The following is a 13,723-nucleotide window of genomic DNA, read 5'->3' on the forward strand; positions in this document are numbered from 1 at the left end:
TCCTAACTATAATGATGGGAGATACACAAAAAGACACTTTGCGCGTACGCAAAGTGCCTGAACATGTGCTTTTACACTCTCCCTACGCTGGCATTATCCAACAGGTTCAAATGGTCAATGACGGACTAGTCATACTCTCAGTTTGCATCCACAAACTCCCATGTGCTTATTATTCATCTACTTCAAAGTCTACTCTTATTCTACTAAAATAACAAGTTCTTTACTTTTCTATTTAATATAGAAGCAACCTATATAACAATAAACATAATCAAGTGAAACTTTAATCAGTGAGTGTTTTGTTCATCCCACTAAAAACCGATCAAATATGGAGCGAAACTGAATCTCAAGAAGATGTATGCTATATTTAACTTATGGAAATTTGAAAGGATGTTTTTAATATGTCAAAAAGCGTTGTAATCGCTGAAAAACCTTCCGTTGCACGAGATATTGCTCGTGTACTGAAGTGTGATAAAAAAGGAAACGGCTATCTTGAGGGTAGTAAATATATTGTAACTTGGGCTTTAGGTCATCTCGTTACATTAGCAGATCCAGAAAGTTATGATGTGAAATATAAAAAGTGGAATTTAGAAGATTTACCGATGCTACCTGAGCGTTTGAAATTAACGGTTATTAAACAAACTGGTAAACAATTTAATGCTGTAAAAAGTCAGCTACTTCGAAAAGATGTAAATGAAATTATTGTAGCAACAGACGCTGGACGTGAAGGGGAATTAGTCGCACGCTGGATTATCGATAAAGTTAAGCTAAATAAACCAATCAAACGTTTATGGATTTCTTCTGTAACCGATAAAGCAATTAAAGATGGTTTTGCAAATTTAAAACCAGGTAAGGCATATGACAATTTATATGCTTCAGCAGTTGCACGTTCAGAAGCTGACTGGTATATCGGTCTTAATGCAACTCGTGCTTTAACGACTCGCTTTAATGCCCAGTTAAATTGCGGCCGTGTACAAACCCCTACTGTTGCTATGATTGCTAGTCGTGAGGATGAAATAAAGAACTTCAAAGCTCAAACTTACTACGGCATCGAAGCTCAAACAATGGAGAAGCTCAAACTTACTTGGCAAGATGCAAATGGCAATAGCCGTAGTTTTAATAAAGAAAAAATCGATGGTATTGTAAAAAGTTTAGATAAACAAAATGCTGCTGTTGTGGAAATTGATAAGAAACAGAAGAAGTCATTCTCTCCTGGTCTTTACGATTTAACTGAATTACAACGTGATGCAAATAAAAAGTTCGGTTACTCTGCTAAAGAAACATTAAATATTATGCAAAAATTGTATGAACAGCATAAAGTACTAACGTACCCTCGTACAGATTCACGCTACATTTCATCTGATATCGTTGGAACACTTCCAGAACGTCTAAAAGCATGTGGTGTTGGAGAATACCGTCCCTTCGCACATAAAGTATTACAAAAGCCTATCAAACCTAACAAATCATTTGTTGATGATAGTAAAGTAAGCGATCATCATGCGATTATTCCAACAGAAGGATACGTTAACTTCGCAGCATTCACAGATAAAGAACGCAAAATTTATGATTTAGTTGTAAAACGTTTCTTAGCTGTTTTATTCCCAGCATTCGAATACGAACAACTAACGTTACGCACAAAGGTCGGCAATGAAACATTCATTGCACGCGGAAAAACGATTTTACATGCTGGTTGGAAGGAAGTATACGAAAATCGATTTGAAGACGATGATGTAACTGATGACGTAAAAGAGCAGATTCTACCTCACATTGAAAAGGGCGATACATTAACTGTAAAGTTACTTATGCAAACATCAGGTCAAACGAAAGCACCTGCACGCTTTAATGAAGCAACTTTACTTTCAGCAATGGAGAATCCTACAAAATATATGGATACGCAAAATAAACAACTTGCTGATACGTTAAAATCGACTGGTGGATTAGGTACTGTAGCGACACGTGCAGATATTATCGACAAACTTTTCAATTCTTTCTTAATTGAAAAACGTGGTAAAGATATTCACATTACATCAAAAGGTCGTCAATTACTTGATTTAGTACCAGAAGAATTAAAATCACCTACACTAACTGGTGAGTGGGAACAAAAACTTGAAGCAATTGCAAAAGGAAAATTAAAGAAAGAAGTATTCATTTCGGAAATGAAGAACTATACGAAAGAAATTGTTGCTGAAATTAAATCGAGTGATAAGAAATATAAACATGACAACATTTCAACGAAGTCTTGTCCAGATTGCGGTAAACCAATGCTAGAAGTAAATGGAAAAAAGGGGAAAATGCTCGTATGCCAAGACCGTGAATGTGGTCATCGTAAAAATGTATCTCGTACAACAAATGCTCGCTGTCCGCAATGTAAAAAGAAACTAGAATTACGTGGTGAGGGTGCAGGCCAAATTTTCGCATGTAAATGTGGCTATCGCGAGAAATTATCAACATTCCAAGAGCGACGTAAAAAAGAATCTGGAAACAAAGCCGATAAACGCGACGTTCAAAAATATATGAAACAACAGAAAAAAGAAGAAGAACCATTAAATAACCCATTCGCGGAAGCATTAAAAAAATTAAAATTTGATTAAACAAAAAGGTTCCTACCTCTATCGGTAGGAACCTTTTATTTTAGTGAATGATTTTACTTCCTTTTGCATTCTCAACAAATTTTTCACTTGATTTGTTAATTGGTGTTTTCAGTAATAACGCAGCAACAATCATAACTACTACGAAAGCACTTAACACAAGTAAATCTCGCGTTACGATATCCCAAAGCATTCCACCAACTGTTTCACGAATTGCGCTAATTGCGTATGTGAATGGTAAGAACGGATAAATCGCTTGGAAGAACGCTGGTGTCATTTGGATTGGGAATGTTCCGCCCGATCCTGCTACTTGTAGTACAAGTAAAATAATCGCCATCGATTTCCCAACGTTTCCGAAAATAGAAACGAGTGAGTATACGATACAAACGAAGACTCCACCAATAAATAAACTAAATAACACAAACCAGAACTTATCGACTACGTACGTACCGAGTAAGAATATATCTCCCATCGATACGATAAACGCTTGTGAAAGACCTATCGTTAAGAATGTTAATAAACGTCCGAAGTAAATTTCATGGCTCTTATAATTCGCGCCCTCTTCGTGTACTTCTACCGTTAATAATGAAACCATTAATAATGCGCCTACCCATAATGCAAGCACTGTATAGAATGGTGACATCGCTGAACCGTAGTTCGGCATCGCAAATAATTTATTTTCTTTTAAATTTACTGGATTCGCAAAGTAATCACTTTGCTTTTCAACATCATTTTTCAATAAGCGTATAATGTCTTTTAAATCCTCTTCAGATTCAAAATCACGAATTTTATCTGCTAATTCTTTAATCTTTTTCTCAGTAGCTGGCATTTCAGCTTTAATGTCTGCTAATTTCTTTTTACCATCTACTAAACCTTTTGATGAATCTTCTAGTAATTTTTTAACATCTGGAAGCTTTTTGTCTGCCTCTTTTAAAATTTGAGATGTATTTTTAGACATCTCTTTTGTGCGAGCAATTGCTGCATTGAAATTTGGAGTGATTTCTGAGTCATATTTAGCTAAAATGTCACCAATTTGGCCCGAAACACTTTTAGACACTTGATTAATACTTTCAATAACATCAGCTGCTGGTTTTTGACCTTTATTAATAGCGTCAATTCCTTTATCAGTTAAATCCATTCCTTTTTGCAAACCATCTTTTGCTTTATTTAACTTAGAAATTGTACCATTAAGGTTTTTATCACTATTCACATCAGCTAACACTTTATTTGTACTTTCCAGAACTGGAATCATGTCATTAACTAAATTCCAACTTGCTTTGAACTGCCCATTCAAATCATTTAAGGCTACTTTTGTAGAATCTAATCCGTTAACACCTTTGTTACTTAAGTCTTCTCTTGCTTTTTCAAGCTCCGTTTTTAATCTACTGTAATCATTTACAGCTTTATCATATTTCTCTCTACCATTGTTTAATATCTCATTAGCCTTATTTATATCTTGATTTAAATTGCCTCTAAGCTGCTGTGCATTTTCTTGCGCATTTTCAGCCTTACTTTTCAGTTGCTCAGCTGTACTTACTGCTTTTTCAAAATCAGCTACAAACGTTGCATTATAATCCTTTTCAGCTTGATTTACTAAATTATTTACTGCATCTAATTTTTGATTTACAGCATCTCGCACATCTTGTTTAACTTCTTGTCCGGAACTAATTAAATCTCCTACATGCTTAACCCTATTGTTAGCATCCACCATAGAATTTTTAAGCACCGTTAAACTTTCCACTCTGTTTCCAAAGAACTGTTTACCGAATTCCGTGGAAGCTGATTCCTTGAAAGCTGTAAAGAAATCAATCAAATATGAAACACTATCGATACGCTCTTGGAGGAGCTTTGAAGCATCCTGCACATTTTTCTGTGCTATAGCTGGATCCACGCCTTTATTTTGAAGGCCATCCATAACACTCTTTACATATGCCGTTCCAACACGAGTAGAATTAAAAACAGTGTTTACAGTTTGATCAATATTTTTAGCAATATTTTTATACCCTTCACCATTCACTTGTGGTAATGCTGGAATCTCTGGTATTTGTGGAATAGTTATATTAGGTAAGACTGGTAATTTAGCTGGATCTGGCAATGTCAGATTAAAGTCAAATGCCGGATTTTTTAAGTAATCCGTAATTTTCGCTGCAGCATCCAATCCCTGCTGCATTACTGTTAAATTATTTTTAATAGTTCCCGGAGCGCGATTCAATGTTTCATCATTTCTCGCAAAGAATTTATCTAAATTCCCTAACGCTTCTTGCCCATCATTCATAACACTCTCTACAACCGGCAACTCTTTTTGCGCTACTTTCACAACATCTTCTGCTCGAGTTGCATCATCTAACGCCTTATCCATGAGTGTATTCATTTCTGGGAACTGCGCTTCTAGCTTAAAGACAAGATCTTTTACTTTTTCGATACTTGGTAAGTTTGTTTCTAAATCGATTCCAAGGTCATTGAAAATTTTAAAAATCTCACCGTTTGCTGTTTTAACAAAGTTTTTACTAATTTCTTCTGTAATACCTGATGCACCTTTTGCTGTAATCTTCGGTGCGATCGCGTTTACTTTTTCATTCACATAGTAATCCAGTTCTGGTTTTTTCGGATTTTCATCCAGAACAGTTGCGATTTTTTCAGAGAAGTCTTTTGGAATCGTAATACTTGCATAATAATCCCCACGCTCAACTCCGTAAATTGCTTGTTTTTCATCTACAAATTTCCAGCCAAGATTTTTGTTTTTCTTAAGGGAGTCTACAATCTCTTTCCCGATATTAATATCTTTCCCTCTTAAGTTAGAACCTGCATCTTGGTTAGAAACTGCAATAGGAACCTCTTTTGTATTTCCATACGGATCCCAAGAAGCTTTAATGTTAAACCATGCATATAATGATGGTAAAATCATTAATCCTAAAACAATAACAATTGCAGCCCAATGTTTGGCTACATTCCGTAAATCTGTCTTATAAATACGCCAAATTTGTTTCATAGAAGTTATCACCTAATTATATATTTTTCCTTCTTTAGAAAATGATACATGCATTTTGCAATTATATCACTTTCTACATCGTGTATTAACCAAAAACGTACTATTTTTTCCCATTAACTTTCACTTACTTCATTATATAACGAAGTGAGTCAAAGTATGAATACAAAATGACCAAATCGGTTTTACATTCAATAATAACAAATATATATGAAATGTCATAAAAAATACAAGTATTTTCTCTTGGAAATACTTGTATTCCTAAAAAAAATCCTCACAGCTTTTATTCTCTGTGAGGATTTCTTCTATTATATATCCAATTGAACCTCTACACCGAAATGATCTGAAATTACATTTCTGTTTGTACCATTAAAAATAACTTTTGAAGAATGAACTTTTTTACTTTGGTTACACAATATTAGATCGATTCGCAAATTATGTTTATTTTCATCCCAACCAGCAATCTCACCTTGGACAGTCGTTCCTTCATCCTTCTCTATTGCTAATTCATATGTGTCATACAACCCTTTTTGCATCATATACTCATAACCTTCGCCTTCCAACCGAGCATTGTTATTAAAATCCCCCATTAAGAAGGCGAGCTTATTGCTATCTACACGCTCCATCAAACGATCGACTTGACCTTCGAATAACTCTTCTTCATCATTCCACCAACCGAGATGGCAAGAGTAAAACGTTATATCCTTACCATTATAAGCAATTGTTGCACTTACAATTTTACGCGTTTTCCAATATGTTGTATCCTCGTTTTCTGAAATAAAGAACGTATCTTCTTTTATAATATTATGCTTCGTTATAATCGCTAATCCTTCTTCATACACGTCATAACCAATATGAGAGAAATCCCAAGTAATATTGTAATCTTTTACATGTAGCGCTTTTAACTCTTCTAATAGTAAAAGTCCAAAATTATCTTCTTTCTTGTTACCGCATACATTTTCAGCTTGTATGGACTGACTTACTTCTTGCAATGCGATGACATCGTACTCTTCTTCTTGAATTACTTTAGCAAGGTATTGTATCTTTTCTATTTGATTCTCTTCTTGCCAAGAATGACAGTTTAAAGTTAGCAATTTCATATTATTACGCACCTAACATATCTTGAATGTCTGACTTTAATACGTCAGCTTTCGGACCATATACCGCTTGTACACCTTTATCTTTTACAATAAGCCCTAAAGCACCATTTTGTTTCCACTGTGCTTCTGGTGCAACAACATCTAAATCTTTTACTGTTACACGTAAGCGTGTCATACAAGCATCTACGTCAGCAATATTTTCTTTTCCACCTAATAAATCGATAACTTTTGTTGCTAATGAACCGTCTTGTACATTTCCTGTTCCTTCTGATGCCTCATCTTCATTATCAATATAGTTACCTGCACGCCCTGGTGTTGGTAAATTGAATTTTTTAATTAAGAAATTGAATAGTGTAAAGTTAAGACCGAAGAACACTAATGAAACAATAACAAAGTTGATTAAGTCTCTTGTTAAACCTGCGTTAACCATCATTGGTGTACGAGTAATTAACTCAATAAATCCAAATGCATGAACACGTAAGTTAATTAAATCAGCTAGCGCGAATGCAAGTCCTGTTGTAATAGCATATACAACATATAATACTGGAGCAATAAACATGAACATGAATTCAATTGGTTCTGTTACACCTGTTAAGAATACTGCTAATGCTGCTGATAAAAACATTGGTTTATATTTTGCACGCTTTTCTTTATCCACGTTACGGAACATCGCAAATGCAATCCCCATTAACGCTGCTGTTGAGCCGATAACTTGTCCAGCTTTGAAACGAGCTGGTACAACGTTATTTAATAAATCGTTATATGCCTTCGTATCTCCATTTGCTAGTAAATTATTTAAATCTGTAATCCATGCAAGCCATAATGGATCTTGTCCTGCTACAACTTGTCCAACTTTTGAACCAGTTAACATCGTATATGTTCCGCCTAGCTCTGTATAGTTCATCGGAATCGTTAACATATGGTGTAAACCAAATGGTAATAATAAACGCTCTAACGTTCCATATACAAACGGTGCAACAACTGGTGCGCTATCTTTTGAAGCTGCAATCCAGCGACCAAATTCATTTAACCCACTTTGGATGAATGGCCATAGAAGTGATAATACAATCGCAGTAACTGTAGACCAAAGAATTACAACGAATGGTACAAATCGTTTTCCATTAAAGAATGCTAATGCCTGTGGCAGTTTATTATAGTTATAATATTTGTTATATAAAGTAGCTCCTAAGAAACCTGTGATGATCCCTACGAACACTCCCATGTTTAATGCAGGTGCACCAAGTACAGAAGTAAAGTAATCTTTTACAATTAAATCTCCCGCTATTACTGAAGAAACTTTCGCTTTTGAATCCGCTAACATTTCAGCGTTTACGCCAAATATAGCTCCTGTAATTCGGTTTGTTAAGACGAATGCTAATAGCGCTGCAAATGCACCACCCGCGCGATCTTTCGCCCAAGATCCCCCAATTGCTACTGCGAATAAGATGTGTAGATTTGTAATGATTGCCCAACCGATGTCTTCCATTACGCGAGCGATTGTATGAACTGCGTTAACATCCCCAGCAGACATACCAATTAACTTACCGATGGAAATCATTAAACCAGCTGCTGGCATTACAGCTACAACAACTAATAAAGCTTTCCCGAACTTTTGCCAAAAATCAAAAGACGTAATTTTCATCTGTTCTTCCTCCCCTTTATTTATAACAACATAATGATTTAAATTATAATTTCTGTTCCCTTTATGAAAACGATTCCTTATGTTACTTTATTTTTATCTTTACGCAACCGTTTTCATAAATCTATTTTAATAAAAGCGTTTTCACTTTGCAATAGAAATTTATTTTTTTTCATAAAAAAAGATGCTCAAAGAGCATCCTTTTTTATTATGAAATGCGATAAACCCTTGTTTCATAAGGTTTTAAAGCAATTGTTGTTACTTCTTCATGTTCCGCAACTTCATAGTTATTTAAAAGCAAACGTTTGCGTTCTAGTGCAAATGAACCCTCATTATACACAGCTTCCTCTTTTGAGATATTACTAATTACAATGACTTTTTCATCCTGTAACGTACGTGTATATGCATAAATTTGTGGATCGTCTTCTAAAAGTAAATCGTACGTACCATAGTTCAGTACATCGTGCTCTTTTTTCAGGGCAATCATTTTCTTATAGAAATTGAAAATAGACTTTTCTTCATTTTTTTGCTTTTCAACATTAATTTCTTTGTAATTTGGATTCATGCTAAACCAAGGTGTACTTGTTGTGAAACCAGCATTCATCTCATCATTCCACTGCATAGGTGTACGTGAATTATCGCGGCAAGAAGCCCATATAATCTCCATCATATCTTGATGTGGTACGCCCTCTGCAATTTTCTCGCGATATAAATTTTTAATTGCTACATCATCGTAATCTTCAATATTTGGTAACTGAACATTTGTCATACCAATTTCTTGGCCTTGATAAATAAACGGTGTACCGTGCATAAAGAAATACATCGCCCCTAGAGCTGTTGCACTTTCACGCCAATATTGTTTATCATCTCCCCATGTTGAAACGATACGTGGTTTATCGTGATTCTCAATATATAAAGCGTTCCATCCTTTATTTTCTAATCCTTTTTGCCATTTCGTTAATACTTTTTTCAATCCTACAATATCAAGGTCTTTCTTCTTCTCTGCATCCCATAAACTTAAATGTTCAAATTGGAATACCATATTGAACTTACCTTGCTCTTCTCCAACCCATAGCTCAGCATCTTCAATCTTAACGCCATTTGCTTCACCAACAGTCATAATATCGTACTTAGAGAATGTATTTTCTTTTAGCTCTTCTAATAAAGGTTGAATACCTTTCACATTCATATGTTTATCAAAAGATGGCACATATTTTAACTCTTTTGGATTTGGCATATCCTTAAGGCCTTCTTCTTTTTTAATATGACTGATCGCATCAACGCGGAAACCATCAATACCTTTATCAAGCCACCAATTGACCGTATCATATAGTACTTCGCGAACTTCTTTATTCTCCCAGTTCAAATCTGGTTGTTTACGTGAGAATAGATGTAAATAATATTGTTCTGTTTCTTCATCATATTCCCATGCCGAACCATTAAAAATACTTTCCCAGTTGTTTGGCTCCGCACCATCTTTACCATCATGCCAAATATACCAATCACGCTTCGGATTATCTTTAGATGAACGTGATTCAATAAACCATGGATGTTCATCACTCGTATGATTAATAACTAAATCAATAATTAGCTTCATATCACGCTTATGAACTTCATCTAGTAAAGCATCAAAGTCTGCCATTGTACCAAACTCATCCATAATATCTTGATAATCACTAATATCATAACCATTATCATCATTAGGCGATTTATACATTGGACAAATCCAAATTACATCTATACCTAAATCTTTTAAATAATCCAGTTTTGCAATAATACCTTGTAAATCTCCAATACCATCACCATTTGAATCCATAAAGCTTCGTGGATAAATTTGATAAGCAACCGCTTCTTTCCACCATGTCTTATTCATAGTCATTCTCTCCTTTTGCATCCCATCAGAATTTTATGCAAACGTTTTCGTAACACTATCATAACAAAATATGAACAGTTTGCAACTGTTTTCATTGAACTCTATGTAGATTCTTTATTCTTATGCTTTATTTATTTCTCACAAAGGTAAATCTCATTCTTCACCTCTTCTTGAAACTGGTAGCCCCTCTCTCTTTATAGAAGAAGTTCCTTATATAAAGGCTGTTGAATTTTTTAATGGCGGTAACATCCCTGAAAATTTCAAGCGCTCTGGTTCCTATGTCTATAAACCTATTCCCCTTAAAGGAATTCAAATCATGCAATACTTTCTTTCTCATGCACCAAATAAAGATGCTAGTATTTGGCATCAATCGCTCATAGGTGCTGTTGAAAATATTTCGCCGAATAAAACGGCTTATTTTCATCGTAAAGCAATTATTGCTCAAGAATACATTACCTCTTGGAAATGCGATGATGAAGAAAATCGAAATATACGCTGGGTTAAAGTTTTACGAGAAAGCTTAGATCCTTATACACTAGGTGACTATGTGAACTGGCCCGATATCGACATTAAAAATTGGCAAACTAGTTATTATGGCTCTAACTTTCGCAGATTACGTAAAGTAAAAACCATGTATGATCCTTGTGATGTTTTTCATTTCCAACAAAGTATTCCTCCTTTTCATACATGAAAAAAGGGATAACATAAAAAAATCATCCAATATACCGTTACCTCGCAGTATGTTGGATGATTCAAGTTGATTTTCTATATCGTTTCAAATTCTTGCTCCTACTCATAAACTTTTACTTACAGATTAATTGTATTTCGTATCATTTTCATGCAATGAATGTAATTTAATATTTGGTACTTTATCTTTTTCAATACCTCTATTATAAGAAACAGGAACTTGAAATTCGAATTGCTTTGTCTCATGTTTTTGTAAATAGACTGGTTTCGGTACTGGATAGCTTTTTGAATTCTCGTTTGCATTATCATATAAAACAACTTTTAATGCTTGTGAATGATTACGATAATTTTTTAAAGTAACAATGCACTTCGGTTGGATATTCTCTCCATTTTTCTCCATTCTACACTGGCTATCTTCTTTTTTATATTCTATTGCTTCTACCCCTGTTTTTCCTGCGTAGTACCATGTTTTATTCAATGTCTGGAGGATTGTATTTAAAATAAACGGCATCATTACAATCAAAATACTAATGCCTACTACTTTTATCTTATTCGTTTTTCTAAATGTACTAGACTCCTTTTTTCCTAGCCATTTTAAAAATAATATAAATGCAATTACATGTAGTATGAAAGAAACAATCAATATATTTGAGACTTTATAATCCATATAAACATACGTATGTATCGGAACCTTATAGACATTGAATAGTTTTTCCCCAATTAATTCATTATCATTTGGAATTTTTAATAATAACAAAACCCCTATACTGTAACAAATAGCTACTAATCGATCATACTCAATACGAATCATTCTTTCTCCCCTTCACTTTGTATTTTATTATCGATTTTAGCTATTATTACCATACTATACAATCTTTTTATAGAGGATAACGTAAAAAAGTTCCTTATAAATATATAAAGAACCTTATTAATATACACTATGAATTAAAAAATCAATATACAATTTTCACATAGAGATTTCTTCAAAATATGTTGGATCATGTATTGTAATTTTTTTATCTAAAATTGTAACAATGCTATCATTTTTTAATTGTTTTAATACGCTGCTAACTGTCTCTCGAGATGTTCCAGATATTTTGGATATTTCAATTGTTGTAAGTGGACATGAAATTACAATCTTTTCTCCACTCTGTTCTCCTAAATCCTGCATTAAATAATTTAAAGTTTGGATAACACGATCTTGTGCATTAGGAATTGTAATATTTTGCACTCGATTTTCGTTCAATTTTAATATAGATGATAATTGCTGAACAACGTACATCAATTGCGTTCTGCTGGACTTTACCATATCTTCAAAGATTACCGTTGGAATATAATATACCTCCACATCCGTCATTGCTTCTGCTGTATAGTTATATCCTCTGTCTGTAAACATACCACCATAAGGAAAAATAGAATATCGCTTCACATAGTCATCGTATAATAAGTTCCCATTTTGATTAACCCGCTCTAACTTTACAAAACCATCTAACATGAAGTAAATTCTTTCTCTTGAATCCCCTTCTAAAAATAAAAATTGACCTTTTTTATAAGTTCGCCAATAAACAAACTCTGTTAAGCCTTTCAATTTTTTTTCTGTTAAATGAGCAAATAATTCGAACTGCTTTAAGTCTTTCACTACGTTCCGTCTATTCATAAAATTCCCTCTCTCTTGCTGTATGTTGGAGCGAAAAAATCAAGAAAGCGTATTCAATTTGAATTTTATCATAATTAACTTACATATTCAGATTTCATCATGAAAACTTTATGAACAATGAGTACAAAAAATATTAATAAATAAAAAGAATGAAGTTACTAACTCCATTCTTTTTTACTACTAAGTAGCGTACATAAGAATTTAAACATACATGCATACATTCTGTTTTGAAATAATAGTACCAGCTTTTTCTTCTAGTGCTTCATATACTTTTTCTAAAGACGTAATAATTGTTTTTCTTTTTGGATTTGTATTAACAAAATTAATAGCAGCTTCAATTTTCGGAAGCATGCTTCCCGCAGCGAATTGTTGTTCTTCAATATATTCTTCTAATTGATTCACTGTGACATGCTCTAATTTTTTTTGATTCGGTTGATTATAATTTACATACACATGATCAACTGCAGTTAAAATAACGAGCGTATCGGCATCTACTAATTCTGCTAATTTCTGTGCAGCGAAATCTTTATCGATAACCGCTTCAGTTCCTTTTAGCCCTTCTTCGGAATCAATTACTGGAATTCCACCTCCACCAACAGCTATCACTATATTTCCATCTTCGACCAAAGAATTAATCACTTTATGTTCATGAATACTTACAGGCTTCGGTGATGGAACAACACGTCTCCATCCTCTACCAGCATCTTCTTTAAACACTGCTTTTGTTTCATCCATTAATCTTCTGGCCTCTTCTTCTGTATAAAAAGGACCGATTGGTTTAGTTGGATTTTTAAATGCCTCATCTTTTTTATCCACAACAACGCGTGTTATAACCGTTGCTACGTCTTTTTTTATATTCCGTTTTTTCAATGCCTTTTCAATCGCATTTTCCATCCAATATCCAATCATTCCTTGGCTCATTGCCCCACAAGTATCTAATGGCATTGCAGGTGTCTTTTCCGTTTCTGCAGCTTTTTGCTGTAATAAAATATTCCCCACTTGTGGGCCATTTCCATGCGCAATTACTATATCCACATCATTTTCCATTATTTTCACAAGTTGTTCTGCCGTTTTTTCCAACGCTTCTTGCTGCGCTCCCGCAGTAGCTTCTCCAGACTGTATCGCATTTCCCCCTAGTGCAACTACAATTTTTCTTCGTGCCATATTCCAGCCCTCCAGTTGATTTCGCTTTCACA

8 protein-coding genes, 1 pseudogene and 1 riboswitch are annotated in these 13,723 nt (G+C 34.2%); of the genes and pseudogenes, 2 read left to right on the forward strand and 7 right to left on the reverse strand.

Annotated elements, in window-relative coordinates:
- Positions 1 to 62: 62 nt before the first annotated feature.
- Positions 63 to 172, reverse strand: a riboswitch (TPP riboswitch).
- Between the two features lie 226 nt (positions 173 to 398).
- Positions 399 to 2,588: a DNA topoisomerase III gene (gene topB, locus AB6801_RS22110; RefSeq protein ID WP_065704946.1), complete on the forward strand. Its 2,190-nt coding sequence runs from the start codon at positions 399 to 401 to the stop codon at positions 2,586 to 2,588.
- A gap of 40 nt (positions 2,589 to 2,628) precedes the next feature.
- Here the strand turns inward: topB and AB6801_RS22115 are convergent, their stop codons facing one another.
- From AB6801_RS22115 to AB6801_RS22130, 4 genes are all read right to left on the reverse strand, one after another.
- Positions 2,629 to 5,574 carry a YhgE/Pip domain-containing protein gene (locus AB6801_RS22115; RefSeq protein ID WP_048567383.1) on the reverse strand — a complete coding sequence of 982 codons (2,946 nt, stop codon included), beginning with the start codon at positions 5,572 to 5,574 and terminating at the stop codon, positions 2,629 to 2,631.
- A gap of 305 nt (positions 5,575 to 5,879) precedes the next feature.
- Positions 5,880 to 6,671: an endonuclease/exonuclease/phosphatase family protein gene (locus AB6801_RS22120; protein ID WP_000771984.1), complete on the reverse strand. Its 792-nt coding sequence runs from the start codon at positions 6,669 to 6,671 to the stop codon at positions 5,880 to 5,882.
- 4 nt (positions 6,672 to 6,675) lie between these two features.
- Positions 6,676 to 8,313, reverse strand: a complete 1,638-nt coding sequence (locus AB6801_RS22125; protein ID WP_000705560.1) for a PTS transporter subunit IIBC — start codon at positions 8,311 to 8,313, stop codon at positions 6,676 to 6,678.
- Between the two features lie 205 nt (positions 8,314 to 8,518).
- Entirely contained in the window at positions 8,519 to 10,183 is a 1,665-nt protein-coding gene (locus tag AB6801_RS22130) for a glycoside hydrolase family 13 protein (RefSeq protein WP_070758049.1), read from the reverse strand.
- A 154-nt stretch (positions 10,184 to 10,337) separates the two neighbouring features.
- Here AB6801_RS22130 and AB6801_RS22135 point away from each other — a divergent pair.
- Positions 10,338 to 10,874: pseudogene (locus AB6801_RS22135) on the forward strand (BBE domain-containing protein); the annotation flags it as partial.
- A gap of 123 nt (positions 10,875 to 10,997) precedes the next feature.
- Here the strand turns inward: AB6801_RS22135 and AB6801_RS22140 are convergent.
- The 3 genes from AB6801_RS22140 to arcC form a co-directional block, all read right to left on the reverse strand.
- On the reverse strand, positions 10,998 to 11,681 hold the full coding sequence (locus AB6801_RS22140) for a hypothetical protein (RefSeq protein ID WP_000619194.1): 684 nt from the start codon (positions 11,679 to 11,681) through the stop codon (positions 10,998 to 11,000).
- A 156-nt stretch (positions 11,682 to 11,837) separates the two neighbouring features.
- Positions 11,838 to 12,527 carry a Crp/Fnr family transcriptional regulator gene (locus AB6801_RS22145; RefSeq protein ID WP_001081905.1) on the reverse strand — a complete coding sequence of 230 codons (690 nt, stop codon included), beginning with the start codon at positions 12,525 to 12,527 and terminating at the stop codon, positions 11,838 to 11,840.
- Positions 12,528 to 12,728: 201 nt separating this feature from the next.
- Entirely contained in the window at positions 12,729 to 13,691 is a 963-nt protein-coding gene (gene arcC / locus AB6801_RS22150; protein ID WP_000113948.1) for a carbamate kinase, read from the reverse strand.
- Positions 13,692 to 13,723: the final 32 nt, after the last annotated feature.

Origin of the sequence: Bacillus sp. RCC_6_1 (assembly GCF_041360755.1) — a bacterium.
Classification (GTDB): Bacteria; Bacillota; Bacilli; order Bacillales; family Bacillaceae_G; genus Bacillus_A; species Bacillus_A cereus.

What these genes read in the sequence shown, in the direction of transcription:
- topB (WP_065704946.1), top strand. Translation starts at nt 399, where the DNA reads ATGTCAAAAAGCGTTGTAATCGCTGAAAAACCTTCCGTTGCACGAGAT.
- AB6801_RS22115 (WP_048567383.1), bottom strand. Translation starts at nt 5,574, where the DNA reads ATGAAACAAATTTGGCGTATTTATAAGACAGATTTACGGAATGTAGCC.
- AB6801_RS22120 (WP_000771984.1), bottom strand. Translation starts at nt 6,671, where the DNA reads ATGAAATTGCTAACTTTAAACTGTCATTCTTGGCAAGAAGAGAATCAA.
- AB6801_RS22125 (WP_000705560.1), bottom strand. Translation starts at nt 8,313, where the DNA reads ATGAAAATTACGTCTTTTGATTTTTGGCAAAAGTTCGGGAAAGCTTTA.
- AB6801_RS22130 (WP_070758049.1), bottom strand. Translation starts at nt 10,183, where the DNA reads ATGAATAAGACATGGTGGAAAGAAGCGGTTGCTTATCAAATTTATCCA.
- AB6801_RS22140 (WP_000619194.1), bottom strand. Translation starts at nt 11,681, where the DNA reads ATGATTCGTATTGAGTATGATCGATTAGTAGCTATTTGTTACAGTATA.
- AB6801_RS22145 (WP_001081905.1), bottom strand. Translation starts at nt 12,527, where the DNA reads ATGAATAGACGGAACGTAGTGAAAGACTTAAAGCAGTTCGAATTATTT.
- arcC (WP_000113948.1), bottom strand. Translation starts at nt 13,691, where the DNA reads ATGGCACGAAGAAAAATTGTAGTTGCACTAGGGGGAAATGCGATACAG.